The 26,952-nt window shown below is 64.9% G+C and carries 27 protein-coding genes; 20 read left to right on the forward strand and 7 right to left on the reverse strand.

The genetic code is table 11. The features are described 5' to 3' along the window. The first annotated feature begins 18 nt into the window (after nucleotides 1-18). The 8 genes from hydA to E3T51_RS05145 all read left to right on the forward strand — a co-directional run bounded on the left by hydA (nucleotide 19) and on the right by E3T51_RS05145 (nucleotide 9,164). Nucleotides 19-1,452, forward strand: coding sequence for a dihydropyrimidinase (hydA, locus tag E3T51_RS05110; protein ID WP_134528321.1), 1,434 nt, complete (start codon nucleotides 19-21; stop codon nucleotides 1,450-1,452). A gap of 8 nt (nucleotides 1,453-1,460) precedes the next feature. Continuing rightward, complete coding sequence (locus tag E3T51_RS05115; protein ID WP_104190969.1) at nucleotides 1,461-2,477, forward strand: TIGR03842 family LLM class F420-dependent oxidoreductase; 1,017 nt, start codon at nucleotides 1,461-1,463, stop codon at nucleotides 2,475-2,477. Between the two features lie 8 nt (nucleotides 2,478-2,485). After that, nucleotides 2,486-3,442, forward strand: a complete 957-nt coding sequence (locus tag E3T51_RS05120; RefSeq protein WP_134528323.1) for an ABC transporter permease — start codon at nucleotides 2,486-2,488, stop codon at nucleotides 3,440-3,442. Next, on the forward strand, nucleotides 3,439-4,266 hold the full coding sequence (locus E3T51_RS05125; protein ID WP_134528326.1) for an ABC transporter ATP-binding protein: 828 nt from the start codon (nucleotides 3,439-3,441) through the stop codon (nucleotides 4,264-4,266). The genes E3T51_RS05120 and E3T51_RS05125 overlap by 4 nt, the downstream gene beginning before the upstream one ends. Further along, nucleotides 4,263-5,033, forward strand: a complete 771-nt coding sequence (locus tag E3T51_RS05130; RefSeq protein ID WP_134528329.1) for an ABC transporter permease — start codon at nucleotides 4,263-4,265, stop codon at nucleotides 5,031-5,033. The genes E3T51_RS05125 and E3T51_RS05130 overlap by 4 nt, the downstream gene beginning before the upstream one ends. A 48-nt stretch (nucleotides 5,034-5,081) precedes the next feature. Continuing rightward, nucleotides 5,082-6,230 (forward strand): ABC transporter substrate-binding protein, encoded by a 1,149-nt coding sequence (locus tag E3T51_RS05135; RefSeq protein ID WP_134528332.1) that lies wholly within the window; start codon nucleotides 5,082-5,084, stop codon nucleotides 6,228-6,230. 88 nt (nucleotides 6,231-6,318) lie between these two features. Next, a complete protein-coding gene (locus E3T51_RS05140) occupies nucleotides 6,319-7,641 on the forward strand; it encodes an aspartate aminotransferase family protein (protein ID WP_134528335.1) in 1,323 nt (440 codons plus the stop codon). A gap of 23 nt (nucleotides 7,642-7,664) precedes the next feature. Then, nucleotides 7,665-9,164: a CoA-acylating methylmalonate-semialdehyde dehydrogenase gene (locus E3T51_RS05145; RefSeq protein ID WP_104190963.1), complete on the forward strand. Its 1,500-nt coding sequence runs from the start codon at nucleotides 7,665-7,667 to the stop codon at nucleotides 9,162-9,164. A gap of 80 nt (nucleotides 9,165-9,244) precedes the next feature. On the opposite strand, the gene E3T51_RS05150 is transcribed toward E3T51_RS05145, so the two are convergent. Then, nucleotides 9,245-10,159, reverse strand: a complete 915-nt coding sequence (locus E3T51_RS05150) for a LysR family transcriptional regulator (protein WP_134528338.1) — start codon at nucleotides 10,157-10,159, stop codon at nucleotides 9,245-9,247. 392 nt (nucleotides 10,160-10,551) lie between these two features. Between E3T51_RS05150 and pyrE the strand changes: the two genes are divergently transcribed. Further along, on the forward strand, nucleotides 10,552-11,100 hold the full coding sequence (pyrE, locus tag E3T51_RS05155; protein WP_134528341.1) for an orotate phosphoribosyltransferase: 549 nt from the start codon (nucleotides 10,552-10,554) through the stop codon (nucleotides 11,098-11,100). Beyond that, entirely contained in the window at nucleotides 11,100-12,383 is a 1,284-nt protein-coding gene (locus tag E3T51_RS05160) for a hypothetical protein (RefSeq protein WP_134528343.1), read from the forward strand. Before pyrE ends, E3T51_RS05160 begins: the two co-directional genes overlap by 1 nt. Nucleotides 12,384-12,445: 62 nt before the next feature. Here the strand turns inward: E3T51_RS05160 and E3T51_RS05165 are convergent, their stop codons facing one another. From E3T51_RS05165 to E3T51_RS05185, 5 genes are all read right to left on the reverse strand, one after another. Then, nucleotides 12,446-13,246, reverse strand: coding sequence for an HAD-IIA family hydrolase (locus E3T51_RS05165; protein ID WP_134528346.1), 801 nt, complete (start codon nucleotides 13,244-13,246; stop codon nucleotides 12,446-12,448). A 90-nt stretch (nucleotides 13,247-13,336) separates the two neighbouring features. Continuing rightward, entirely contained in the window at nucleotides 13,337-13,981 is a 645-nt protein-coding gene (locus E3T51_RS05170) for a metal-dependent transcriptional regulator (protein WP_134528349.1), read from the reverse strand. Nucleotides 13,982-14,000: 19 nt separating this feature from the next. Further along, the gene (locus tag E3T51_RS05175) at nucleotides 14,001-15,272 is read right to left on the reverse strand and encodes an Nramp family divalent metal transporter (RefSeq protein ID WP_134528352.1); all 1,272 of its coding nucleotides are present in this window, start codon (nucleotides 15,270-15,272) and stop codon (nucleotides 14,001-14,003) included. 86 nt (nucleotides 15,273-15,358) lie between these two features. After that, nucleotides 15,359-16,183 carry an ABC transporter permease gene (locus E3T51_RS05180; protein WP_134528355.1) on the reverse strand — a complete coding sequence of 275 codons (825 nt, stop codon included), beginning with the start codon at nucleotides 16,181-16,183 and terminating at the stop codon, nucleotides 15,359-15,361. Beyond that, nucleotides 16,180-17,097, reverse strand: a complete 918-nt coding sequence (locus E3T51_RS05185; protein ID WP_134528358.1) for an ABC transporter ATP-binding protein — start codon at nucleotides 17,095-17,097, stop codon at nucleotides 16,180-16,182. Before E3T51_RS05185 ends, E3T51_RS05180 begins: the two co-directional genes overlap by 4 nt. Before the next feature lie 122 nt (nucleotides 17,098-17,219). On the opposite strand from E3T51_RS05185, the gene E3T51_RS05190 reads away from it, so the two are divergent. The 8 genes from E3T51_RS05190 (at nucleotide 17,220) to E3T51_RS05225 (ending at nucleotide 23,489) form a co-directional block, all read left to right on the forward strand. After that, complete coding sequence (locus E3T51_RS05190) at nucleotides 17,220-17,858, forward strand: TrmH family RNA methyltransferase (protein WP_420898409.1); 639 nt, start codon at nucleotides 17,220-17,222, stop codon at nucleotides 17,856-17,858. 42 nt (nucleotides 17,859-17,900) lie between these two features. Beyond that, on the forward strand, nucleotides 17,901-18,269 hold the full coding sequence (locus tag E3T51_RS05195) for a nuclear transport factor 2 family protein (RefSeq protein WP_104190955.1): 369 nt from the start codon (nucleotides 17,901-17,903) through the stop codon (nucleotides 18,267-18,269). A gap of 61 nt (nucleotides 18,270-18,330) precedes the next feature. Beyond that, the gene (locus tag E3T51_RS05200) at nucleotides 18,331-18,816 is read left to right on the forward strand and encodes a DUF3151 domain-containing protein (RefSeq protein ID WP_134528361.1); all 486 of its coding nucleotides are present in this window, start codon (nucleotides 18,331-18,333) and stop codon (nucleotides 18,814-18,816) included. Next, nucleotides 18,817-20,103, forward strand: a complete 1,287-nt coding sequence (locus E3T51_RS05205) for an adenylosuccinate synthase (protein WP_134528364.1) — start codon at nucleotides 18,817-18,819, stop codon at nucleotides 20,101-20,103. An 84-nt stretch (nucleotides 20,104-20,187) separates the two neighbouring features. Continuing rightward, nucleotides 20,188-21,045 (forward strand): GNAT family N-acetyltransferase, encoded by an 858-nt coding sequence (locus E3T51_RS05210; protein ID WP_241989180.1) that lies wholly within the window; start codon nucleotides 20,188-20,190, stop codon nucleotides 21,043-21,045. Nucleotides 21,046-21,192: 147 nt separating this feature from the next. Further along, on the forward strand, nucleotides 21,193-22,167 hold the full coding sequence (locus E3T51_RS05215; RefSeq protein WP_241989192.1) for a DMT family transporter: 975 nt from the start codon (nucleotides 21,193-21,195) through the stop codon (nucleotides 22,165-22,167). Nucleotides 22,168-22,171: 4 nt separating this feature from the next. Next, nucleotides 22,172-22,561: a chorismate mutase gene (locus tag E3T51_RS05220; RefSeq protein ID WP_134528367.1), complete on the forward strand. Its 390-nt coding sequence runs from the start codon at nucleotides 22,172-22,174 to the stop codon at nucleotides 22,559-22,561. Between the two features lie 4 nt (nucleotides 22,562-22,565). After that, nucleotides 22,566-23,489 carry an SDR family NAD(P)-dependent oxidoreductase gene (locus tag E3T51_RS05225; protein WP_134528370.1) on the forward strand — a complete coding sequence of 308 codons (924 nt, stop codon included), beginning with the start codon at nucleotides 22,566-22,568 and terminating at the stop codon, nucleotides 23,487-23,489. A gap of 179 nt (nucleotides 23,490-23,668) precedes the next feature. On the opposite strand, the gene purL is transcribed toward E3T51_RS05225, so the two are convergent. After that, the gene (gene purL / locus E3T51_RS05230) at nucleotides 23,669-25,975 is read right to left on the reverse strand and encodes a phosphoribosylformylglycinamidine synthase subunit PurL (RefSeq protein ID WP_134528373.1); all 2,307 of its coding nucleotides are present in this window, start codon (nucleotides 25,973-25,975) and stop codon (nucleotides 23,669-23,671) included. Between the two features lie 221 nt (nucleotides 25,976-26,196). On the opposite strand from purL, the gene E3T51_RS05235 reads away from it, so the two are divergent. Both E3T51_RS05235 and E3T51_RS05240 read left to right on the forward strand, forming a co-directional pair. Further along, nucleotides 26,197-26,562, forward strand: a complete 366-nt coding sequence (locus E3T51_RS05235; RefSeq protein WP_134528375.1) for a GNAT family N-acetyltransferase — start codon at nucleotides 26,197-26,199, stop codon at nucleotides 26,560-26,562. Beyond that, complete coding sequence (locus E3T51_RS05240; RefSeq protein ID WP_134528378.1) at nucleotides 26,559-26,948, forward strand: GntR family transcriptional regulator; 390 nt, start codon at nucleotides 26,559-26,561, stop codon at nucleotides 26,946-26,948. Before E3T51_RS05235 ends, E3T51_RS05240 begins: the two co-directional genes overlap by 4 nt. The last annotated feature ends 4 nt before the right edge of the window (nucleotides 26,949-26,952 follow it).

Raw genomic sequence — 26,952 nt, forward strand, 5'->3', positions numbered from 1 at the left:
ACCACAACGGAGGATGCCATGAAGACTTTGATCAAGAACGGCACCGTGGTCAACGCCACGGGCCGAGGGCTCGCGGATGTGCTGATCGACGGGGAGAAAATCGCCGCGGTGCTCGCACCCGGCGCGAACCTGCTCGGGTTCGACGTGGCGGGCAATGTCGATCGCGTCATCGACGCGGGCGGCAAGTACGTCATTCCCGGCGGCATCGACGCCCACACCCACATGGAGATGCCGTTTGGCGGCACCCAGGCCAGCGACACCTTTGAAACCGGCACCCGCGCCGCAGCCTGGGGCGGCACCACGAGCATCGTCGACTTCGTCGTGCAGTACGCCGGCGAGGACGTGCTCGAGCGCTACGCCGCCTGGCAGCAGAAGGCCGCCGGACAGTGCGCCATCGACTATGGCTTTCACCAGATTCTCTCCGACGTGCAGGACACCTCTCTCACCGCGATGGACGAACTCGTAAACGAGGGCGTCTCAAGTTTTAAACTGTTCATGGCTTATAAGGGCGTGTTCCTCAGCGACGACGGCCAGATCGTCAAGGCCATGCAGAGGGCTGCCCAGAACGGCAGCATGATCATGATGCACGCCGAGAACGGCAGCGTCATCGACCTGCTCGTGCAGCAGGCCGTCGCCGCCGGCAACACCGGCCCGCTCTATCACGGCCTCACTCGGCCCTGGCAGGCCGAGGAAGAAGCCACGCACCGGGCGATTATGCTCGCCAACCTCACCGGCGCTCCCCTTTATATTGTGCACGTTTCAGCCAAGCAGGCGGTGGACCAGATCGCGACAGCCAGGGACAACGGCCAGAACGTGTTCGGCGAAACCTGCCCGCAGTACCTCTACCTCTCGCTCGAGGACAACCTCGGCGCAGAGAGCGACGAGTGGGGCCGTTTCGAGGGCGCCAAGTGGGTCTGCTCCACGCCGCTGCGCGCCAGGGCCGAGGGCCACCAGCACCATATGTGGCAGAGCCTGCGCACGAACGACATCCAGATGGTCTCCACCGACCACTGCCCGTTCTGCATAAAGGGCCAGAAGGACATAGGCCTGACCGACTTCTCCAAAATTCCCAACGGCATCGGCTCGGTCGAACACCGCATGGACCTTCTATACCAGGGCGTCGTCGATGGCAAGATCTCCCTCGAACGCTGGGTCGAAGTGTGCTCAACCACCCCGGCACGCATGTTCGGCATGTACGGCCAGAAGGGCGTCATCGCGCCCGGCGCCGACGGCGACGTGGTGATCTACGACCCGAACGGACACACGTCCATTGGCGTCGAAAAGTCACACCACATGAACATGGACTATTCCGCCTGGGAAGGCTACGAGATCGACGGCCACGTCGACACCGTCATCTCCCGCGGCAAGGTCGTCGTCGACGATTTCGCCTACCTCGGCACCAAGAGTGACGGCCGATTTATCAAACGCGGCCTGAGCCAGTACTTGATTTAGGGGCAGACATGGATTTCGGAGCAGTACTCCAGACCAACCCGCCGTCATCGCGCACCGTGCAACTGGCCAAACTCGCCGAGGCACACGGCTACAGCCACGTCTGGACCTTCGACTCACACCTGCTCTGGCAGGAACCCTATGTGATCTACAGCCGCATCCTGGCCGAAACCAGCAGAATCATCGTCGGTCCCATGGTCACCAACCCGGCCACCCGCGACTGGACGGTCACGGCGTCGACCTACGCGACCCTCAACGAGATGTACGGCAACCGCACCATCTGCGGCATCGGCCGTGGCGACTCAGCCGTGCGCACCACCAACGGCTCCCCGACCACCCTGAAAACACTGCGCGAGTCGATCCACGTCATTCGAGAACTCGCCAACTCAAGGCCGGTCGAATACAACGGCGCCACCGTGCAGTTTCCGTGGAGTCGCGGCTCCAGCCTGGAGATGTGGGTCGCCGCGTACGGTCCGCTCGCGCTCAAGCTCGCCGGTGAGGTGGGCGACGGTTTTATCTTGCAGATGGCCGACCTCGACGTCGCCAAGTGGATGATCGAAAGCGTGCGCACAGCAGCCTCCAACGCCGGCCGCGATCCGCTGTCGATCAAGTTCTGCGTCGCCGCCCCCGCCTACATCGGCGAAGACTGGGAACACATGCGCAACCAGTGCCGCTGGTTCGGCGGCATGGTCGGCAACCACGTGGCCGACATCGTCGCCAAGTACGGTGCCGATTCCGCCGTGCCCAAGGCGCTCACCGACTACATCAAAAACCGCGAGGGCTACGACTACAACCAGCACGGCAAGGCCGGCAATGAACACGCTGCCTTCGTGCCCGACGAAATCGTCGACCGGTTCTGCCTGCTCGGCACCGCCAAGGACCATATCGAAAAGCTGGAGGCGCTCAGAGACCTTGGCGTCGACCAGTTTGCCGGCTATCTACAGCACGACAACAAGGAAGAAACGATGCGCGTCTACGGCGAGACCGTGATTCCAGCCCTGGCCGACTCGATCATGGCCACGAAATAGCCAAGCGGATGCCGACGACCAGCGAGCAGGCCGCCCCACTCACGCGCGGGGCGCTCGGAGTGGCGAAACAGCACCAGCCCCGGCGTTCGGGGCTGCGCACTCGCCTGCGCGGTGGCCTGTTCGGCCTGGCCGGTCTCGTGCTGCTCGCCCTGATCTGGGAGCTGTACAAGACCTTTGGTCCGGTCGACGGCGTTGTCATCGGCACGCTTACCGTTCTGCCGCGCACGAGCGACCTGGCTATGCCCCATCTCTGGGTCATGTTCGAGCGCGTGCTCGAGCCGGTGACCGGCGCGGCATCCGCTCTGCCGCTGTGGGCGGCGGTGCTGGCCGGTTCGCTGTTCACCCTGGGTATCGCGGCGGTCGGCTGGCTGGTCGGGGTGACCGTGGGGCTCGCCCTGGCGCTGCTCATGCAGCGCTTTCGCCTGGCCGAGTCGGCCATCCTCCCGTGGATCATTCTGAGCCAGACCGTGCCGCTGATCGCGATCGCCCCGCTCGTGCGACGCTGGGGCGCACAGATCCAGTTCGGTGAATTCAGTTGGGAGAGCTGGATGTCGGTGGCCCTGATCGCCTCCTACCTCGCGTTCTTCCCGGTGTCCGTCGGCGCCCTGCGAGGCCTCACCTCGCCCGACACCAACCACGTCGACCTCATGCACTGCTACTCGGTGGGGTGGTGGAAGACGCTCTGGCGGCTGCGCCTGCCAGCCAGTGTCGGCTACCTACTACCGGCCCTGCGCCTGGCCGCGGTCAGCGCCGTGGTCGGCAGCGTCGTCGCCGAGGTGTCGATCGGGCTGCGCGGCGGCATTGGCCGGCTCATCGTTGAATACGCCGGCGCGGCTGGCAATGATCCGGGCAAGCCCTGGGCGCCCATCATCGGATCAATCCTGGTCGGCCTGGTCGCCGCCGGTTTTGTAGGTCTGATCGGCCTGTTCCTTCGGCGCTTTCGCAGGGAAGAGGTGTCAGCATGACCAACACAACGGGTGTGCCTGCCGTGGATGTGCACAGTGTCAGCCGCATCTTTGCCGCCCGCAAAGGCCCGGGGGTCACTGCCCTCGACGATGTGAGCCTCACGGTTGCGCCCGGTGAATTCGTCAGTCTGATCGGACCGAGCGGATGCGGCAAGAGCACGCTTCTCAGACTCGTCGCCGACCTCGACGTTCCCACCAGCGGCAGCATCGAGGTGTTCGGCAAGCCGGCCCGGCAGGCCCGCATCGATCAGGACTACGGCATCGCCTTTCAGCAGGCTGGCCTGCTGCCCTGGCGCACCGTCGCCGGCAACATTGAGCTGCCGCTCGAACTGCACGGAGTGGGCAAGGCGACCCGGCGCCGTCGCGCGGCCGAACTGATCACGCTCGTCGGGCTCGCCGACTTTGCGAGCCACTATCCCGACCAGCTCTCCGGTGGCATGCAGCAGCGCGTAGCGATCGCCCGTTCGCTCGCCGAAAGCCCGAGCCTGCTGCTCATGGACGAACCGTTCGGCGCTCTCGACGAGATGACCCGGGAGCGCATGCAGAACGAACTCGTGCGCATCTGCGTCGAGACCCGGGCGGCCGTTGTGTTCGTCACCCACTCCATTCCCGAGGCGGTGTTTCTTTCCAACCGCGTGGTGGTCATGTCGCCGCGGCCCGGGCGCATCCGCTCCATTGTGAGCGTGGGACTTGGCGATATGAGCGGCCGCAGCGAGGACCTGCGCGAAAACGAGGGCTTCTTTCACTCCCTCAGCGAGGTGCGCGACCTGCTGCACGGCGATGCCGCTGCCCCAACGGGAGCGCGGGGGGTCGAAACCCGATGAGAACCGCTCAGCCGCGGCTCGTCCAGACCGTACTGGCCCCGATCGTGTTCGGCGTGGCCGTCATTGCGCTCTGGCAGGCCCTAATCACCGGGCTGGGCATCAAGGCCTTCATCCTGCCGGCACCCTTTGCGATCGGCGCTGAATTCGCCGGCAATCTAAACAACGTTGCCAGCGGAATGGCGGTCACCGGCCGCAACTCCCTGATCGGCCTGATCATCGGCGCCCTGTTCGGTATCACGCTCGCAATCCTGGCAGCCCTCGCGCGGCTGCTCGATGAGATGGTCGCGCCGGTCGTCGCCGCCCTCTCGGTGGTGCCGATCGTGGCGCTCGCTCCGGTGCTCTACACAATGTTTGGCGCCGGCGCGGAGACCGCCCGGCAGCTCGTCGCGGCACTCGCCGTGTTCGTGCCGGTCTACTTCAACACCCTCAAGGGCCTGCGCCAGGTGCGTCCGGTGCACCGCGACCTCATGCGTGCCTACGCCGTCACCAGTTGGCAGGCCACCCGGGCGGTCACCCTGCCCACCGCCTTGCCCTATGTCTTCACCGGCCTGCGCGTAGCGTCCTCGCTCGCCGTGATCAGCGCCCTGATCGCCGAATATTTCGGCGGACCGGTCGGCGGCCTCGGCAAGTCGATCACGTCAGCCGCGTCGAGCAGCAACTATGGCCTGGCCTGGGCCTACGTGCTTGGCTCGATCATTCTTGGTCTCCTCTTCTATTGCGCAGCTCTCGCTGTGGAGAAGCTCGTGACCCGCCGATCCGGCGGCTAACCGGTCCACCTGGAAACACTCACAGCACCAGCAACCAAGGAGGTAGTCATGAAACAGCGCATCAAATGGTTCGGCACACTCGGTTCTCTCGCGGCAGTTGGCGCTCTGGTTCTCAGCGGATGCAGCAGCGACGGCAATGCGCCGACCTCGAGCGACGCGAGCGGCGCACTCACGCCCATGACCCTGCAGCTGCAATGGTTCGCCCAGGCCCAGTTCGCGGGCTACTACGCTGCCGTCGACCAGGGCTATTACGAAGATGAGGGCCTTGACGTCACCATCGACGAGGGTGGCGCTGACATCGTTCCGCAGGATGTGCTTGCCGCCGGCGACGCCGACTATGCCATCTCGTGGGTGCCCAAGGTACTCGGCTCGATCGAACAGGGAGCCAACATCACCAACGTTGCTCAAATCTTCGAGCGCAGCGCCACCACCCAGATCTCACTTAAAGACAAGAACATCACGACGGCGTCCGACCTGGTGGGCAAGAACGTGGGCAGCTGGGGCTACGGCAATGAGTGGGAACTCTTCGCCGGCATGCAGAAGAGTGGCGTCGAGCTTGGCGACATCAACCTGATCCAGCAGGCATTCGACATGACCGGCTTTCTGGCTGGCGACATTGACGCGGCCCAGGCCATGACCTACAACGAATACGCCCAGGTTCTGGAAACGGTCAACCCCGACACCGGCGAACTCTTCCAGCCCGATGAGCTCAACGTCATCGACTGGAACGATGAGGGCACCGCCATGCTCCAGGACTCCATCTGGGCCAACGCCGACGAGCTTCAAAGCGACGCAGACTATGCCGACAACACGGTGAAGTTCATCAAGGCGTCGATCAAGGGCTGGATCTATGCGGCCAACAACCCCGCCGAGGCCGCCGGCATTGTCACGGCAGCCGGTTCGACTCTGGGTGAGAGCCACCAGCTGTGGATGACCAACGAGGTCAGCAAGCTGATCTTCCCGTCCAGCAACGGCGTCGGCATGATCGATGAATCGGCCTGGTCCAACACGGTGGACATCGCCATGAACACCAAGAACGAGACCGGCGCGACCATCATCACGACCGAGCCGCCAGTAACGGCCTACACGAACGAGTACGTCACGAAGGCCCTCGATGAGCTGAAAGCTGAGGGTGTCGACGTTTTAGGCACCGATTGGAAGCCCACCGAGGTCACCCTCAACGAGGGCGGCAACTAACTGCACCCGGCCGGGCGGCGCAGGTCGCCCGGCCCCACACCTTTCTCATGACGACAACCATCCACTACAAAGAAAGCCAGCGATATACGTGACCGACACCAGCACACAAACCCTCAATGCGCACACCAGCGAACTCGACCGCGCGCACGTCTTCCATTCCTGGTCGGCGCAGGCGGCACTGAAGCCGCTCGTCATCGCCGGCGGGCTCGGCTGCCGCGTCTGGGATCACGACGGACGAACGTACCTTGACTTCTCGAGTCAGCTGGTGAACGTGAATATCGGCCACCAGCATCCGGCCGTCGTGAAAGCCATCACCGAACAGGCCGCCCTGCTGACGACCATCGCTCCGTCCACCGCCAATCTCACCCGCGGCGAAGCGGCCAGGCGCATCACCGACCGTGCCCCGGCCGGGTTCAACAAGGTCTTCTTCACCAATGGGGGAGCGGATGCCAATGAGAACGCCATACGCATGGCCCGCCTCTACACCGGCCGCGACAAGGTGCTCTCGCTCTACAAGTCGTACCACGGCAACACCGGAGCGGCCATCGTCGCGACCGGCGACTGGCGCCGCATTCCCAACGAGTATTCGAGAGGCCACGTGCACTTCTTCGGCCCGTTCCTCTACCGCAGCGAATTCTGGGCGACCAGCGAGGCCGAGGAATGCGCGCGTGCCCTGCACCACCTCGAACGCGTCATCCAGAGCGAGGGCGTAGCCTCGATCGCCGCCATTTTGCTCGAGTCCATTCCCGGCACCGCCGGCATCATGATGCCGCCGGCCGGCTACCTGCCCGGCGTGCGCGCGCTCTGCGATAAGTACGGCATCATGCTCATCCTCGACGAGGTCATGTGCGGCTTCGGCCGCACCGGCCACTGGTTCGCGTTTCAAGCGTATGACGTCATGCCCGACCTGATCACTTTTGCGAAGGGCGTCAACTCCGGTTACGTGCCCACCGGCGGTGTGATCATCTCCGATGCCGTTGCGGCTACCTTCGACGAGACCGTCTTTCCCGGCGGACTCACCTACAGTGGGCATCCACTCGCCATGGCGTCGATCGTCGGCGCGCTCGACGCGATGGAGGCCGAAGGCATCGTCGAGAACGCCGCCCGCATCGGGCGTGACGTGCTCGAGCCGGGCCTGAAAGCGCTGCAGGCCAAGCATCCGATCATCGGCGAAGTGCGCGGTGTCGGCGTCTTCTGGGTTCTCGAGCTCGTGGCCGACCCGGCGACCCGCGAGCCGGTGAGCGCCGCCGTCATGGCCCGGGTGAAGGCCGAACTGCTCGGCCGCGGCCTGCTGCCGTTCCTCATGGAGAACCGCATCCACGTTGTGCCGCCCTGCGTCGTCACCGACGCCGAGGTGGCCGAGGCGCTCGCCATCTACGACGAGGTTCTCAGCCTCGCCCTCCTGTCCTAACCGATCCACTGAAAGGCTCAACCATGACCGACCTTCCCACCATTTCGCACTACATCAACGGCGCAGCAGCAGCCGGCACCTCGACCCGCACCGCGCCGGTTTTCAATCCGGCCACCGGCACAGTCGCCAAAAACGTGTTGCTCGCGAGCGCTCGCGACCTCGACGACGCCGTCGCGGTCGCCCGGGCGGCCTACCCGGCCTGGCGCGATATGAGCCAGGCCCGCCGCCAGACCATCATGTACAACTTTCGCGAGCTGCTCAACGCCCGCAAGGGCGACCTGGCCGAAATCCTGACCGCCGAACATGGCAAGGTCACCTCCGATGCACTCGGCGAGATCATTCGCGGGCTCGAGGTCGTCGAATTCGCGCTCGGCATGCCGCATCTGTCCAAGGGCGAGTACTCCGAAAACGTCTCGACCGGCGTCGACGTATACTCGGTCCGCCAGTCGCTCGGCGTCGTTGGCATCATCAGCCCGTTCAACTTTCCGGCGATGGTGCCGCTCTGGTACTTTCCGATCGCCATTGCGGCTGGCAACACCGTCGTGCTCAAGCCGAGCGAGAAAGACCCATCCGCGTCGAACTGGCTCGCCGAGCTTTTCACCGAAGCTGGGCTGCCCGCCGGTGTGTTCAACGTCGTGCACGGCGACAAGGAAGCCGTCGACGCGCTGCTCGTAAACCCCGACGTGCAGGCGATCTCCTTCGTGGGCTCGACGCCCATCGCCCGTTACATCTACGAGACTGCCGCCAAGAACGGCAAGCGCGTGCAGTCCCTCGGTGGCGCGAAAAACCACATGCTCGTGCTGCCAGATGCCGATCTCGAGTTGACAGCGGATGCCGCAGTGAATGCCGGTTTCGGATCCGCGGGGGAGCGCTGCATGGCCATCAGCGTCATCGTGGCCGTCGAGCCGGTCGCCGACGAACTCATCGCGAAGATCGCCGAACGCGTCAAGAGCCTCACTGTCGGAGACGGCACGCGCGGCTGCGACATGGGCCCGTTGATCACGAAGGTGCACCGCGACAAGGTGGCCGGTTACATCGACATCGCCAAGGCTGACGGCGCCGACATCGTCATCGACGGTCGCGGTGTCAAGGTCGACGGCGATCCCAACGGTTTCTGGCTTGGCCCGACCCTGTTCGACAAGGTCAGCGTTGACTCGGCCGTGTACCTCGACGAGATCTTTGGACCGGTGCTGTCGATCGTGCGGGTGGCCAGCTACCAGGAGGGACTCGATCTCATCAACGCCAGCCAGTACGGCAACGGCACCGCCATTTTCACCAACGATGGTGGGGCTGCCCGCCGGTTCCAGAACGAGGTGCAGGTGGGCATGGTTGGCATCAACGTGCCCATTCCGGTGCCGGTCGCGTATCACTCCTTCGGCGGCTGGAAGAATTCGCTGTTTGGTGACGCCAAGGCCTACGGCCCCGCCGGGGTCAACTTCTTCACTCGAGAGAAGGCCGTAACGAGCCGTTGGCTCGACCCCAGCCACGGCGGGATCAACCTGGGCTTCCCCCAGAACCAGTAGTCCCGCATCTCTCTCCCGCGAGAGCGCAAAAAGTGCCCGTTTGATCCGTGCAATCGGGCACTTTTTGCGCTCTCGCCGACCTACTTCGCGCTGTGAGAGCGTTGCACCTGCGAGGCTTGGGCTCGCAGCGCCTCTATGACGGTGCGCACGGCCAAGCGCTCAGCTCGGTCGGGGCGCATGAGCGCCACGATCTGGCGCTCGGATTCGATGCCCCGCAGGGGCTTCAGTACGAGGCGGCCGGGCTGGCCCCCGCCGGAGGTATAGCGCGGCACGAGGGCGATGCCAAGCCCGGCAATCACAAACGATTCAATCAAGGCGAGGTCGGCAAAGCGCTGCGCCATCGACAAGTGAGCGCCGGCTTCCTGCTCGATCGCGTGCAGAATGCGCTCGAAGGGGTACCCGTCGGTCACCCCGATCCAGGTCTCTCCGATGAGGTCACTCGGGCGCAGCCAGGCGCGATCGGCAAGCGGATGCCCCACCGGCAGCCCCACATCGAGCGGCTCGGTCATCAGCGGAACGACGCTGAGGCCCCGGCCGGCCCAGGACAGCTGCCCGCTCATTGCATGGGCCAACACAATGTCATACTCGGCGGTGAAGGCGGGAAAGTCGCTCAGTTCGGGGTCTTCGTCGGCGCAATTCAGCACGAGCCCGGGCCCCAGGTTTTTTATGACGCCGGGCAACAGCATTTGACCGGCCGTTGGAAAGGTGACCAGACTCACCTCACCAGTGGCGTTATTGCGAAATTCGTCCCAGAGTGCGGTTGCTTTCGCCAGCGACACTGCGACATCCGTTGCGCTGCGGGCGAGGGCGCGGCCAGCGTCTGTGAGTTCGAGGCCGCGTCCGTGCCTCTGGGTGAGCGGCAGACCGGCCTCGCGTTCGAGCACCTTGAGCTGCTGCGAGACGGCGGAGGGGGTGCGGTGAGTGGCCAAAGCGACCGCGGTGACGCTGCCGCGGGCGGCAAGCTCGCGGAGTAGTTCAAGTCGTTGCACGTCCATGTAGCCACTCTAAACAATCCATGCAAAATAAAGCGATTGTGCTGCATGGTCCAGGGTGGTCAAATAAAAGAGTCACACACGAGCAGTGTCGCCTCCGTGCCGGGCCAGTTCACCTCCTTCGAAAGGCACCCCGTGTTCATCCTCATCGCCATCTTGCTCGTTGCTGTTGTTTCAATCGTTGCCCTCGTTGTCGAGGTGCATCGCGATGGCTACCGCCAGATCGAGCGTCGCAACCTGGTTCGCATCTTCTAACACAAGAGTTCGGCTATCCGCGCGTGGACGAGTCGTAGCCCAGGCGACGGCTCGCCTCTGGCCTCTGTGAAAAAGCCCCCTTCACTCACGCCCGTTTGCGGCCACGTTCGGCCTGCTGGGCATGCCCTAAACTGGCGATTGTGACTGATACACGGCAAAAACTCATCGACTTCATCTCGGCCGAGGCCGTTTTTCACGGAGACTTCGTTCTCACCAGCGGCAAAAAGGCCACCTATTACGTGGACCTGCGCCGGGTGAGCCTCGACCACCGGGTTGCGCCGCTGATCGGGCAGGTCATGCTCGACCTCATCAAGGACGTTCCGGATGTGGTTGCTGTTGGAGGCATGACCATGGGGGCCGACCCAATCGCCGCTGCGGTCATGCACCAGGGCGCTGCCCGCGGCGCGACCTATGACGCGTTCGTCGTGCGCAAGGAACCCAAGGACCATGGTCGCGGCCGCCAGGTTGAAGGCCCCGACCTCGCCGGCAAACGCGTGATCGTGCTCGAAGACACCTCGACCACCGGCGGCTCCCCTCTCGCCGCCATCGAAGCCTTGCTCAAGGTCGGTGCTGAGATCGCTGGCGTCGCCGTCGTGGTCGACCGCAACACCGGTGCCCGCGAAGTGATCGAGGCTGCTGGCTACCCCTACTTCGCCGCGATCTCCCTTGAGGATCTGGGGCTCAACTAGTGGCACCAGACGATGACGAGCGGGGAATTGACTGGCTCGCATCGCAGCTCAACCCGGGCGCCGCTGGTGCTGACTTGCCTGTCGAAGCTTCAGATGACGCCAAAACGGATGTCGTCGCGCCCGCGAGCCGCTTTGGTCGCCGCGCGCGGCGCGCCAAACCGGTCGTCGCCGAGCCCGAGGTTGCCGAGCCCGAGGTTGCCGAGCCCGAGGTTGCCGAGCCCGAGGTTGCCGAGCCCGTTGAGGTGCCCGTTCCCCCAGCGCCCGCCGGGCCGGCTCCCTGGTGGACCACTCCGCTACCGCAACCGGTCGAAGTTGAAGCTGACCCCAGCGAGGTTGACAGCGCTGAGGCTGAGCTCAGCGGACACTCCGATTCAGCGCATGACGATGAAGCGGCCACCGCTGTCGAACAGGAGGTCGTCCCACCGACCGATAGTGAGCCGGAGCCGGAGCCGGAGCTGGAGCTGGCCGCGCAGCCCGCTGCAGGGGGCGAGCCGATCACACCCGACCCGACCGCGCCCGAACTAACCACACCGGCACCGGTGCCCACTGTCGTGCCCGAGGCGATCGAACACCAGGGCACGGCAGCAACCGAGTTGCTTCCCGTCTCTGCAAAGGATGCTGACGCGAGCATCCGCTTAGCCGAAGCCGACGAGCCAACGCACGCCGAGGCGCAGAGCCGCCACCGGTCCAGGCGCGGCGCTCCCGGAGCGACCCAGGCAGCCCTGGTCTGGACCGCCGTCGGGTTACTCGCCCTCATCGTGCTCGTGGGGTTGTTCTATCTCGGCCAGCGCCTCGTCGAGAGCCCGGCAGCGGCGCCGGCACCGACCCAATCCGCGACACCGACACCGACACCCACACCCACACCAACGCCGACCCCGGAGGTCACGGCGGCGCAGACTGCCGGAGTGCACGAGTGGGACACCCTGTTTGGTGGCGAGTGCCTCGAACCGTATGCGTCCCCATGGGCCGAGGAATTCACGGTCTTCGATTGTGCAGCCGCACACACGGCCCAGCTGGTGTATCGCGGCAATTTCGGCGGCGACGCAACCACCGCCTTTCCGGGGGAAGCAGCACTCGCGGCCCAGATCAACCTGCTGTGCACGGCACCCGGCATCCTCGACTTGAACGCGGCCGGCGCCTACCCGAATCTGCAGATGCAGGGCAGCTATCCGATCAGCGCAGAACAGTGGACCGATGAGCCGCGCTACTACTACTGCTTCGCGAGCCGCGCCGCGGCCGAGCCGCTCACGGCGAGCATCGTGGGAGCCGGTCCGACCGCTTAAAGCGGTCGCACCGCCTCGCGCCTAGACGGATCACTAAACAAACCGGCTGGGGAGGAAGGCGTCTAGATCTCGTCGCTTTCGATCGGCTCGGTCGAGAGTAGCTCGTGCACGCCGGCCACGATCTCGTCTGGCCGAAACGGGTACCGGTTGATTTCGGTCTCGTCGCTGATGCCGGTCATCACGAGGATCGTGTGCAGCCCCGCCTCCATGCCGGCGACGATGTCGGTGTCCATGCGGTCGCCGATCATACCGGTGTTCTCCGAGTGCGCGCCGATCTTGTTCATCGCCGAACGGAACATCATCGGGTTGGGTTTGCCGACGACATAGGGCTCCATACCGGTGGCCTTGGTGATCAGCGCCGAAATCGCGCCGGTAGCCGGGGTGGGGCCGTCCTTGCTCGGCCCGGTCGCATCCGGGTTGGTCGAGATGAATCGCGCCCCGCCGAGGATCAACCGAATGGCCTTGGTGATCGCCTCGAACGAATAGTTGCGGGTCTCGCCGACCACCACATAGTCGGGGTCGGTCTCGGTCATGATGAACCCGGCCTCGTGCAGCGCTGTCGTGATGCCGACCTCGCCGATCACGAAGGCCGTGCCGCCGGAGACCTGAGACTTGAGAAAGTCTGCCGTTGCCAGGGCGGAGGTCCAGATGCGGTCCTCTGGCACGTTCAGCCCGCTCGCGCGCAGCCGGGCGCTCAGGTCGCGCGGCGTGAAAATGGAGTTATTGGTGAGCACCAGAAACGGCGTGCCAGCGTCGGTCCATTGCTGCAGCAGTTCGGCCGCCCCCGGGAGGGCCTGGTTCTCGTGCACGAGCACACCGTCCATGTCGGTGAGCCAGCATTCGATTTCGTCGCGTCGTGCCATCAGGCGCTCCTTTTCGTCGTGTTCAGCCTAGCCGCGCTGAGTTTCGCCACGGTAACCGGCCGCACACAAATAAGCGGATGCCGCGCTAGCTCAGACGGTCACCCAGATCGACGCTGCCGCAGCCGTCGTCAGCAGCCGGCTCTGGCCATCCGCTAGAACGATGGTCAGCGCCGCCGCCAGCGTGAACTCGGTGCCCGGTCCGATCAGATCGGCAGCGAGTTCGCGCAGTACGGCCGGGTCGCGGTCGCTGATGCGCAACACGGTGCCCGTATGCCCGACCGTGACCTCCGCCAGCAGCACGGCCGGCGGTCGCTGCACTGTGCCATCGGCGGACGGAATCGGATCGCCGTGCGGATCGTGCGCCGGAAACCCGAGCCGCGCATTGATCGCCGCGAGCAACCGGTCCGAGATGGAATGCTCGAGAATCTCGGCCTCGTCATGCACCTGGTCCCAGTCGTAGCCCATCTCGCCGACCAGCCAGGTCTCGATCAGGCGATGCCGCCGCACGACGGCGGTCGCGCGCAGCCGGCCGGTATCCGTCAGCGCCAGCGGACCATAGGGAACGTGGGTAATGAGCCCGCTTGCAGCAAGTTTCTTCACCATTTCCGTAACGGATGACGGCGCCACGCCCAGCCGAACGGCGAGGGCTGAAGGTGTGATCAGGTCGGACTGCCACTCGGTGTGAGCATAGATGGTCTTGAGGTAGTCCTCGGCTGCGCCGGAAGTGTGCGTCATATCTATTTCAGGTTACCGTTCAGGCTCCGGTGAAAACGAGTACCAGGAGCACGACGTTCAGAGTGACCAGAGCGAGGGCGCAGGCAACCCCGGCGGCGGTCGTGAACCAGCGGTTGGTGAAGGTGCCGAGGAGGCCGCGCTGCGCGGTGAGCCAGACCAGCGGAATCAGGGCAAACGGAATGCCAAAGGACAACACCACCTGGCTGAGCACGAGCGCCTGGGTCGGGTCGAACCCCACACCGAGAATGAACAGCGCCGGAATCAGTGTGACCAATCGGCGCAATATCAGAGGGATGCGCACGTGCAGCAAGCCGTGCATGATCTCCGCCCCGGCATAGGCGCCGACCGAAGTAGAGGCCAGACCCGAGGCGAGCAGTCCAATAGCGAACGTTGTCGCAATCGCCGGCCCGAGTGTGTCTTTGAGCGCCGCATACGCCCCCTGCAGGGTGTCGGTTCCGTCTACACCCTGCAAAGCGGATGCCGCGAGCAGCAGAATGGCCAGGTTCACCGTTCCGGCGATCACCATGGCAATCGTCACGTCCCATTTGGTAGCCCAGATCAACCGCCGGGTGGCGACGATTCCCTGCCATTCGGGAAATCTGTCCCGCGCCAGAGAAGAATGCGCGTAGATGGCGTGCGGCATGATGGTGGCGCCCAGGATCGATGCGGCGAGCAGTACCGAGTTGGAGCCCTCGAACCGCGGCACCAGTCCGGAGAGCACCCCGCCGGCCTCGGGCGGCGAGAAGAACACGCCAGCGGTGAAGCCCACGGTGATGATGAGCATGAGCGTGATGATGACGCGTTCGAAGACGCGCGGTCCGCGTCGCGTGTGCACCATGAGCACGATCATTGAAATGGTGCCGGTGATCACGCCGCCCCAGATCAGTGGCAGGTTGAATAGGAGATTGAGGGCCACCGCGCCGCCGATGATCTCGGCGAGGTCGGTAGCCATGGCGACGAGTTCGGCCTGCACCCAGTACAGCCGACGGGCCGTCGGTCGTTTCATGCGCACGCCGAGAATCTCGGGCAGGCTCGCCCCGGTGACGATGCCGAGCTTGGCCGAGAGGTATTGGATGAGCCAGGCCATGACGTTGCCCGCTACGACGACCCACACCAGTAGGTAGCCGTAGCGGGCTCCGGCGGTCATGTTGCTCGCCACGTTTCCCGGGTCGAGGTAGGCGACTCCCGCAACCAGAGCCGGTCCGAGCAACCACAGTAAGCGGCTGGAGGCGACCGTGGTGGGAGCTTGGGAGAGCAGGCGATCTGCGGCCAGGACATCCGTTTTAGACATACCGAAACCATAGCCAGAATTTAGGCTAACCGAAACCTTGCTGTCGACAATTTTTATCGTTCTGTCGACGAATGTGGCGATTGCGATTAATTGACCGCTGACGAGAACGACGCGATCAGACCGGCCGCGTAGGGTGCCAGGGCCAGAAGCGCCCACGCCGGGTGCGCGCGTCGCGTGGCGTTCTTCGGATCCCAGCTGAAAAGGGCGACCGCCAGGACGAAGGCGACGGCTCCTCCCGCAACGAGGATCGCGAGCGACCACCATGGCTGCGTTGCCGCCTGCCCCATCGCCAGCCCGGCGAAGGCATCCATCGCGTGGGTCGTCGGGAGGAGCAGCGCGACCTGAGCAAGTGTCGGGGGAAGAATGCTGGCGGGGAGCATGAGGCCGCCGAGGATCATTGACGGCAGAAAGACAAGTTGAGACAGCAGGACCGTTGAGCGCGTGTTCGCCGCCACAACGCCGATCAGCGCCCCGGCCCCGGCGAGCGCGAAGGCCGACGCCAGGAAGACGAGCAGGAATCCCGCCCAGTTGACGGGTGCTTCACCGCTAAAGATCAGGGGCGCCGTGACAGCGATGACTACCGTCACCAGGAGTGCATGGAGCATGCTGGTGATCACGGGGATCGACAGCAGCGACGGGGCGGGCACGCCGTTGATTTTGAATGAGCGAAACACTCCCGCGTTTCTCGCGCTGACGAGCGTGTCCGGCATTCCCAGCAGGGCTCCGCTCATTATCGCGAACAGCGACATCGCTGGCACGATGGTGATCAGGAAGCCCGGATTGATCTCGCCCAGGAGGGCCCCGAACATTAAGTAGCCGCCCAGGGGAAACAGGTAGTTCATCAGCATCAACGTCTTATTGCGGATGCCGACTCGAAGCTCGAAGCCGAGGTGCATGGTGAAGGCCTTCATGGACTCGTCTGCTCCGTCGTGATTTCGAGGAAGCGCTCTTCAAGGCTCGGCCGCTCGACGCGCAGATCGATCAGCACGTCTTTCCGGTCCGTGATGAACGAGATGAGTGCGGAAACGGTCCGCCCGACATCGGTGCTGAAGTAGATCTCGTACGCATCGCGATTCTGCGTGTGTTGCACGGCCGGGAAGACAGCATCCGGCAGGCTCAGGCAGTCGCCCTCGGTGCGCACCGAGATGCGGGTGAGGCCGCCGCCCGTGGCCGTCAGTTCCATCGGCGTGCCGATCGCGGCGATCCGCCCCCGGAGTAGGATCGCGACCCTGCTGGCCAGCTCGGACGCCTCGGCCATGTCATGCGTTGCGAGAAGGATCGTTGTACCGTCGCTCTGGAGCTCCCGGATGAGGTCGTGAAGCATGACCCGAGACCCCACGTCCAGGCCGGAGGTCGGCTCGTCGAGGATGAGCACCGCGGGACGGTGCGCCACTGCGAGCGCGAGAGCCAGTCGGCGCTGCTGGCCACCGGACAACTCGTGGTACTGGGCATGGCGCTTCTCCGTGAGGCCGACTCGTTCGATCAAATCGAAGCGCGGTGCGATCTTGTGGTATGGGCAAAAGAAGCGCATTGCCTCGTCCACGCGGATGCTGTCCGGCAGGGCCGAAGCCTGAAGTTGCACTCCGATCAGTCGACTGAGCCGTCGCCCGACCCGGCCGGGGTCGACATCGGCCACTCGCAACGTACCGCCGTCGGAGCGTCTCAACCCCTCGAGACATTCGAGCGTCGTGGTCTTGCCGGCACCATTAGGTCCGAGCAGACCGAAGACCTCTCCACGGCTCACATCGAGGGTGATCCCGTCGACCGCGATGAAGCCACCATAGGACTTGCGAAAGTCCTTGATCAGGATCATGGTCTCGCCCATAGCCTCACCTTAGTAAGGACTGCCCGCGAGCGGAATCGGGGAAGGACGCGGCCGGTCTCGCAGTGAGTGAGATCGTCTCGGCCGCGGGATACGGTTAAGCAGTGAACGAAACAGAAGTCAACCTGCCAGTGCCCGCGGCGGCTGAGAATCCCACGCCCGAGCGCTCGACCTACGGCGTCGGCCCGTGGCCGGGGGAGTGGCCGAGCGAGGACCGCTACGACGCCGACCTGCTCGAGCACGGCGACACCCGCAACGTGATCGACCGCTACCGCTACTGGAACATGGCGGCCATCGTGGCTGACCTTGACGAGCACCGGCATCCGTTCCACGTGGCCATTGAAAACTGGCAGCACGACATGAACATCGGCTCCATCGTGCGCAGCGCCAACGCGTTCGGCGCCGACACCGTGCACATCATCGGCCGAAAGCGCTGGAACAAGCGCGGCGCCATGGTCACCGACCGTTACCAGCACGTTCTGCACCACACCGACGTCGCCGCCTTTGTGGACTGGTGCGAGAGCGGGGCACTGCCGATCATCGCCATCGATAATGTGCCCGGCAGCGTCATTATCGAGACCTTCACCTTTCCCGAACGCTGCGTACTCCTGTTCGGCCAGGAAGGCCCCGGACTGTCGGAGGAGGCTATCGCCGCCGCCGATTCCATCGTCGAAATCAGCCAGTTCGGGTCAACCCGGTCGATCAACGCTTCGGCCGCCGCGGCCGTGACCATGCATTCCTGGGTGGTTCAGCACCGGTTCTAACGTTTTCTGCATTCGGTGACGGTTTGGGGCTAGCGTGACGGTATGACTGCGATCACTGACGATCTTCCCGCCCGGCTCCTCCACGAAGAAAACGCCGGCTGGCAGGCGATCCTGGGCGGGCGGGGCGGCGCGTACTATCAGCGCGAAATGACCGACGATGCCCTGATGATCGTGCCCGGTGCTGTCATTACTCGCGACCAGGTCACCGCATACTTCGACCAGGCGGCTCCATGGGAGAGCTACGGCATTCACGAACCCGCCATCATCCGTCTCGGTGAGCATGCCGGTGTCGTCGTTTACAAGGCAATCGCCCGCCGGGGCGAGGTGGTCGCCGAGTTGAATATGTCGACGACCTACCTGTTCGTGAACGGCGGCTGGCGCGTCGCAGCCCGGCAGCAAAGCCCGGCCTAGCCTTTTCGGCCGACCGGGCCCGTCGCGGGGGTGGGGCTCCGCGGCCTTGGTAGGATTCAGTGTGACCGGCGACAATTTGATTTCAGAGCCCGAGACCCTTCTTCCCGCAGAACCGGAGGTGCTCGAGGCCCTCCGCCGAACCGCGAGGAGCGAGATCGCCGCGGTGGCGCAGGTATACCCGACCTCTCCGCTGGCCTGGGCCGAACTGGCCGACGCCACCCACCACGAGGGTCGCCTCCTGGAGTCGTACGCGTACGCCCGGGTCGGCTACCACCGCGGGCTCGATGCCCTGCGCAAAGCCGGCTGGCGCGGCCATGGTCCCATTCCGTGGCGCCACGAACCCAATCGCGGCGTGCTGCGCGCCCTGTTCGCGTTGCGCCGGGGCGCCGAAGAGATCGGTGAGACCGACGAGGTCTCCCGCCTGACTGCTTTTCTGATGGATGCCGATGCGAGCGCCATCGACATCATCGCTAATTTGCACACCGGCAGCCCCGGCTTCGACCCGGCGCCGCCCACCGAAGCTTTTGTTATTCGAGGAGAAGACTAGATGCCCGCGATCGTACTCATCGGAGCCCAGTGGGGCGACGAGGGCAAGGGTAAGGCCACCGACCTGCTCGGTAGCCGGGTCGACTACGTCGTCAAGTTCAACGGCGGCAACAACGCCGGTCACACCGTCGTCGTCGGCGACGAGAAGTATGCGCTGCACCTGCTGCCGTCGGGCATCCTGAGCCCCGGAGTCACCCCGGTCATCGCCAACGGCGTCGTCGTCGACGTCGAGGTGTTGTTTGAAGAACTCGATGCGCTGGCCGAGCGTGGCGTCGATGTGTCGCGGCTCAAGGTCAGCCTCAACGCGCACGTCATCACCGCCTACCACCGCACCCTCGACAAGGTCACCGAGCGTTTTCTCGGCAAGCGCCAGATCGGCACCACCGGGCGTGGTATTGGCCCCGCCTACGCCGACAAGATCAACCGCGTCGGTATTCGTGTGCAGGACCTGTTCGACGAGAACATCCTGCGGCAGAAGGTCGAGGGAGCTCTCGACCAGAAGAACCACATGCTGGTCAAGGTCTACAACCGTCGCGCCATCGAGGTCGAGGAGATCGTCACCGAACTGCTCAGCTACGCTGAACGCCTGCGCCCGATGGTCGCCGACACCGCCCTGCTTCTGCACCAGGCCCTGAACGCCGGCAAGACCGTATTGTTCGAGGGTGGCCAGGCCACCATGCTCGACGTCGACCACGGCACGTACCCCTTCGTCACGTCGTCGAACGCCACCTCGGGTGGCGCGGTCACTGGTTCGGGTATCGCTCCGAACCGCATCGACCGGGTCATCGCGGTCGTCAAGGCCTACACGACCCGGGTTGGCAGCGGCCCGTTCCCTACCGAGCTGTTCGACGAGTCGGGCGAATACCTGCGCTCTAACGGCTTCGAGTTCGGCACCACCACCGGGCGCCCGCGCCGTTGTGGCTGGTACGACGCTCCGATCGCCCGCTATACCGCGCGCATCAACGGCGTCACCGACTTTGTGCTGACCAAGCTCGACGTGCTCACCGGCCTGGCCGAGATCCCGGTCTGCGTGGCTTACTCGGTTGATGGTGTGCGCGTCGACGAAGTGCCGGTCTCACAAAGCGACTTTCACCACGCCGTTCCAATCTACGAGAACTTTCCCGGCTGGACCGAGGACATCACCGGTGTGCGCACGTTTGACGCGCTGCCGCAGGCCGCGCAGAACTATGTGCTTGCAGTCGAAAGCATGAGTGGATCGCGCATTTCGGCGATCGGCGTCGGCCCCGACCGTGAAGCCATCGTGGTGCGTCACGACCTGATCGACTAGAACGAAATCGTCAGCCGGCACGTAATGTGGCCGGTTGACGTAATAAGCAGGGAATTCCTCACGTTCACCTGTCACACTGGGCGAGTGAGCGCCGTGAGACCCCATTCCCTGACCCTGACCGGTCGTTTTGTACAGCTTCAACCGCTCGGTAGTGCGGTGCTGCCCGATCTGGCGCGCGCTATCGCGCACCCCGAAGTGTTTGCGGCCGGCTTCGGTGGAGGCCCGGCAGCCCTGCACCGCGACGTTGACGGCTTCATCAAGTGGGCGCATGATTACTTTCAATGGGAAGGGCTGCCCTATGTGGTGCGGCTGCTCGGCGGCCCGAACGACGGCGACGTCGTCGGCACGACCACCCTCGGCGACATCGACGTCGTCAACGAAGCCATCCACCTCGGCTGGACCGCCTACGACCCGCGCGTCTGGGGCACCGCCGTCAATGCCGAAACCAAACTGCTCGTGCTCGGTACCGCCTTCGACAACGGCTTCGGCCGGGTCAAAATTCAAGCGGATGCCATCAACGAGCGTTCCCGCGCCGCCATCCTCGGCATCGGCGCCACGTTCGAGGGCATCCTGCGCCGTGATCGTGCGCGCGCCGACGGTACCTGGCGTGACAGCGCCGTGTACTCGATCCTCGCCGATGAATGGCCGGCCGTGCGCGCCGGGCTCGAGGCTCGCCTCGACGCCTTCGAGGGCCGGTTCGTGACCTATCGTGATCTGCGTCCCGCCGGGCTGAGCGGCACAATCGTGGGCGGTGGGCCACGCGGCGGCTTTGGTCGGGCCGCCGGAACTGCGCCGGGTGTGTCGGGTGCGCCGGATGTGCCGGGTGCGCCGGATGTGCCGGGTGTGCCGGGTGTGCCGGGTGTGCCGGGTGCGCCGGGTGTGCCGGGTGTGCCGGGTGCGCCGGATGTCGAACGCAGCGCCGGGGCCGACGCGTCTCAGTAGGCAGCGGCATCCGGTCTTGCTTGTCGGTTGGATTTTTTGAATTAGCCACCAAGAGCATCCACTGCCATTGTTCGGCGCATTGCAGACGTTGAGCTCCGCCGAGCCCGTGCCTGGCAGCGGCCGCTATAGGCTCGGTGAGTGTCCTCAATGACTGCTGCCAGCAAAAGCCTGATCGTGCTGCAATTTCTCGGCATGGGAGTGATCTGGGGTTCGAGCTTTCTTTTCATGAAGGTCGCGCTCGATGGCGTCAGCTTCGGGCAGATCGCCTGGTCGCGACTCGTGCTCGGCGGGCTGACCCTCGGGCTGATCGTGCTCGTGACCCGTCCACGCATCGGGAGGGGGCCGGTGCTGCCTCGCGAGGGCGTGGTCTGGCTACACTTTCTGGTCATCGCGATCAGCGGATGCGTGATTCCGCACCTGCTCTTCGCCTGGGCCGAACAATACGTCTCCTCAAGCCTGGCGAGCATTTACAACGCGGTCACCCCGATCATGACGGCGTTGATGGCGACGCTCGCCTTTCGAGTGGAGAAACTCGTGCGCGCGCAGGTCGCGGGCGTCGTGCTCGGCATCGTCGGTGTTGTCGTGATCATCGGTCCGTGGCAGTATTCCTCGCTCACGGGCGATCTTTGGGGCCAGCTCGCCTGCCTGGGCGCGGCCGTCTGCTACGGCTTCACCTTCGGCTACACCCGGCGTTTTCTCAGTGGGCGGCCGATCGCGGCATCGACGTTCGCCTTTTTGAACATCGGCATTGCCGGTGTCATCATGCTGTTGCTGACGCCGGTTCTGGCCTGGAGTCCGGTGGCGCTGACCGTGCCGATCGTGCTGTGCCTGGTCGCGCTCGGTGCGCTCGGCACCGGTCTGGCCTACATCTGGAACATCAACGTGTTGCGCGCCTGGGGTCCGACCAACGCGTCCACGGTGACCTATGTGACGCCCGTGGTCGGCGTGGCGCTGGGGGTGCTCGTGCTCGCGGAAACATTCTCCTGGCACGAGCCGACCGGGGCGCTGTTGGTGCTGCTGGGCATACTTCTGACACAGAAACGATTGCGGCTGCGGTCGTTCGGGGCGCGCAGCCGGGCGGCGGCAGCATCCGCTCGACGGCGTGGGCATGCATTATCGTAAAAGTATGGCCGTACACGAGGAATTACCCGCCGACGCCGACGCCGACGCGGCTGCGACCCTGCAGCTACACAGCATTCGAGAGAGCATCGACAACATTGACGCCGCGCTCATTCACCTGTTGGCCGAGCGGTTTAAATTCACCCAGCAGGTTGGGCGGCTCAAGGCTGCCCACGGACTGCCGGCCGCCGACCCGGCCCGTGAACTCATGCAGATCGACCGACTGCGCGGCCTCGCCGAGGATGCTCATCTCGACCCGGCATTCGCCGAAAAGTTTCTCAACTTCATCATCGCCGAGGTGATCCACCATCACGTCCGAATCGCAGGCGGCGAGCCGATGGAGCCGGGGCGCTCTGCCGGATCGGCGCCAGCATCGTCGTCGATTTCAGCGTCGTAGCCTGGTGAGCTGGAACCCGCGTTCGCTGCCAGACCAGTCAGGCAAGACCTTTGTCGTGACCGGCGCCAACGCTGGACTCGGTTACTTCACGAGCGAGCAACTCGCCGGCACGGGCGCCCACGTTGTGCTCGCCTGCCGCAACCTCGCCAAAGCGGACACCGCGGCGGCGGCCATCCGCACCCGCGTGCCGGGGGCATCCGTTTCTGTGTTGCAACTGGACGTGGCCGACCTGCAGTCGGTGCGAGGCGTGAGCGAGACCTTACGCGCGCTGCCGCGCCTCGACGGCCTGATCCTTAACGCCGGAATCGTGCATCCGTCCCGGGACCGTCAGGTGAGCCTCGACGGCAACGAGCTGATCTTCGCCACGAATTTTCTCGGGCACTTCGCGCTGACTGCGGGTTCGCTCATGGCGCTGCGCCGCACGCCCGGGAGTCGGGTGGTGTCGCTCGGGTCGCTGATCTCCCGGCTGATGGATTCCTCTCTTGACGACCTCCAGCTGGCCACCACCTACAACGGGTGGAGGGCCTACGCGCAGTCCAAGATCGCCATGCAGGTGTTCGGGTTCGAGCTCGACCGGCGCCTGCGGGCTGGTGGTGCCGGAATGGTGCAGTCGCTGGTGGCGCATCCGGGATATTCCATTTCGGGGTTGACCCCTGGTATCCGTGCGGTGAACGATGTGTCACGCGGTAAACGGGTGATCGACGGCCTGCAGCTGCTCGTCGGCGCGCAGGGCAAGGAACAGGGAGCCTGGTCGACCGTGCGCGCGGCCATCGACCCGGATGCGCATGGCGGCGACCACTTCGGCCCGCGCCTGCTGACCCGCGGCGCTCCCACCCGCCAGCCCGCCACCCGCACCTCCCGCGACCGCGCCGTGGCCGCCCGGCTCTGGGAGCGAGCCGAAACCCTGATCGGCGAACCGTTCCTCTAGGCCATTTCCAGGTGGTCGGCCGGTTCTCGGCGCATAACTCCTGCAATTTGCGCGCCAATGGTGACAGTGCCGCGTGTTTCCGGGACCTGGCTTGGCGCGCCGCGGAATTTGCAGGAGTTACGCGCTCTGGACGTCTCGAAAACCAGGGACGGGGACGTTAGGCGAAGGCTGCGGGGAAGTTAGGCGAAGGCGGCGGGGAGCGGGGATTGGTGACGGTCACGCATCTCGGCCAGCGAGGCGGCGAAGACGTCCTGCACCTCGAGGGCGTGCAGGGTGGCGTCGGTCACGCCGATGCGCAGCACCGGAATGTAGCGGCCGGCACACAGACCGAGAAACTTCACGTCGTCTTCGCGCGGCACGCTGACGATGACGCGACCGGCTGACTCTGAGAACAGGGCAGTGGATGCGTCCACCCCGTCCCGATCCAGAATGTCACCGAGCCAGACCCGAGCGCCCACACCGAAGCGCATCACGGCTTCAGCGAGGGCCTGGGCGAGCCCACCCTCGCTGAGGTCGTGGGCGCTGTCGATGAGGGCTTCTTTCGACGCGGCGTGCAGCAGCCCGGCGAGGGCCTTCTCGCGGCCGAGATCCACGATCGGCGGACGACCACCGAGGTGGTTGTGCACGACTCCGGCCCAGGCCGAGCCGTCGAGTTCGAGGCGGGTGTCGCCAAGCAGGTAGATGTTGTGCCCGTCATCCTGCCAGCCGCTCGGGATGCGGCGGGCGACGTCGTCGATCACGCCGAGCACGGCCACGACCGGGGTGGGGTGAATCGGCTGGTCGCCGGTCTGGTTGTAGAACGAGACGTTGCCGCCGGTGACTGGAATCTCGAGCTCCAGGCATCCGTCGGCGAGGGCCGTTACGGCCTCACGGAACTGCCACATGACCTCGGGGTTCTCCGGGGAGCCGAAGTTGAGGCAGTCGCTGACGCCCGCTGGCACCGCGCCGGTCGCGGCAACGTTGCGATAGGCCTCGGCGAGGGCGAGCTGCGCGCCGCGGTACGGGTCGAGCTGGCAGTAGCGGCCGTTCGCGTCGGTGGCGATACTGAAGCCGAGTCCGCTCTCTTCGTCGACGCGAATCATTCCGCCGTCGTCGGGAAAAGCCAGAGCCGTGTTGCCCTGCACGTAGTGGTCGTACTGGTCGGTGATCCAGCTCGGGTCGGCGAGGTTGGGCGAACCGAGCAGGTCGAGGAACTGCTCTCGTAGGGTCTCGCCGTCGAGCGCGCGCGGCAGCACGGAGGCGGTGTCGGCCTGCAGGGCGTCGATCCAGGTCGGGTAGGCGAGCGGGCGTTCGTAAACCGGGCCGTCGACGGCGACGGTGCGTGGCAGTACGTTGACGATTTCTTCGCCGTGCCAGTTGATGATCAACCGGCCGGTATCGGTGACCTCGCCGAGCACGCTGGTCTCGACATCCCATTTCTTCGTGACGGCCAGAAAGCCCTCGAGCTTTTTGGGTGTGACGATGGCCATCATGCGTTCCTGGCTCTCGCTCATGAGAATCTCTTCGGCGGTCAGCGTTGGATCGCGCAGCAGCACCTTCTCGAGTTCGATGAACATGCCGCCGTCGCCGTTTGAGGCGAGTTCGCTGGTCGCGCACGAGATGCCCGCCGCCCCGAGGTCCTGGATTCCCTCGACGAGTTTGCCTTGGAACAGTTCGAGGCAGCACTCGATGAGCACCTTCTCGGCGAACGGGTCACCGACCTGCACCGCGGGGCGCTTAGTGGGCCCGCCGGCGCTGAACGTGTCCGAGGCAAGAATGGATGCCCCGCCGATGCCATCGCCGCCGGTGCGGGCTCCAAACAACACGACCTGGTTGCCGACGCCGCGGGCGTTGGCAAGGTGCAGGTCTTCGTGGCGCAGCACACCAACCGAGAGAGCGTTGACGAGCGGGTTGCCCTGGTAGACCCGGTCGAACACGGTTTCGCCGCCGATGTTGGGCAGGCCGAGGCAGTTGCCGTAAAAGCTGATGCCCGAGACCACGCCGTGTACGACGCGGGCGGTATCGGGGTCGTTGATGTCGCCGAAGCGCAGGGCATCCATTACGGCAACCGGGCGGGCGCCCATCGAGATGATGTCGCGCACAATGCCGCCCACGCCGGTCGCGGCGCCCTGGAACGGTTCGATGTATGAGGGGTGATTGTGCGATTCGATCTTGAACGTGACCGCCCAGCCCTCGCCGACGTCGAGCACGCCCGCGTTTTCGCCCATGCCGACCATGAGGTTCTTCTTCATGGCGGGGGTGACCTTCTCGCCGAACTGGCGCAGGTACATCTTCGAGCTTTTATAGGAGCAGTGCTCGCTCCACATGACCGAGTACATGGCCAGCTCGCCCGACGTTGGGCGGCGGCCCAGAATTTCGCGGATCTTTGCGTACTCGTCGGCCTTGAGGCCGAGCGCCCCGTATGGCTGCTCCTTTTCGGGCGTCGCAATAGCGTTGGAAACGGTGTCGGCGACGCCGCGGGAAGAGGTTTTAGAAACAGCGGTCACGTGTGGAATTCTCCCCGAGATAGCGGATGCTTGACCTGGCAAGTCTACCGGTCGCCCCGACCCCGCCCGCAGGCAGTGAACTTGAGCGCCCTTGCCGCCCCTTGTCGGCTGGTCAGCCGACAATCAGGATGGCGGCAGTACGGTCGCTTGTCCATGGAGCCAGCACCCTTATCCAGGGTAGAAGTACTTCTCCGGGGCGTTCCAGTCCGTACTCTTGGTACATGGCAGCCAGTGTCCGCTTCGCCCGATCGAGAGACCTCGACGCTTTCGAGAAAATTGAAAACGACGCTGATCGGCTTTTGATCAACAAACTCCAGCCGGATGACTGGGCTGCCGCACCCACGGGCGTTGCTCGTGCATCGGAGCCCGGCTTCATCCTCGTCGTCGAGCTCGACGACGGTCACGTAGCCGGCTTTGTCCATGTTCTAGAGGTCGACGACATCTGCCACTTGGAGCAGCTGTCCGTAGCACCGGGGGATGCGCGAAAGGGCTGGGGTCGAGCGCTCGGGTTCGCATTGTGCGTCGCTGTCGTCCTGTCGGCGATTCCGTCGCGGCGGTGGGCGGGGGCCGCGGTTACAGCACGATGATCATCTTGTCAGGATCTGCTCCGCCCACGCAGCAGATCCGCGATCAAATTCGTGGGCTGGTCGCATCCGGACGACTCGCAGCCGACGAGCGTCTTCCCTCGGTGCGTCAGCTCGCAAAGGACCTCGGTGTCGCCCCCGGAACTGTGGCAAAGGCCTACAAGGCACTCGAAGCTGAGGGCTTCCTCACCGCTCGCACCGGTGGAGGAACCCGTGTGAGCCGAAGCGCCACGACAATACCGCGGCCAGTGTTGGAAGCCGCCCGCCACCTTGCCGCGACCAGCACCCACGCCGGCACGGGGCTGGAGGACACCATTCGTATTCTCCGTGCAATCTGGCCCGAGCGGTCAATCGAACCCGAAACACCGGATGCGTTGAGAGCGCGCTGAGCGA

The sequence above is a fragment of the Cryobacterium serini genome (assembly GCF_004404025.1).
GTDB lineage: Bacteria > Actinomycetota > Actinomycetes > Actinomycetales > Microbacteriaceae > Cryobacterium > Cryobacterium serini.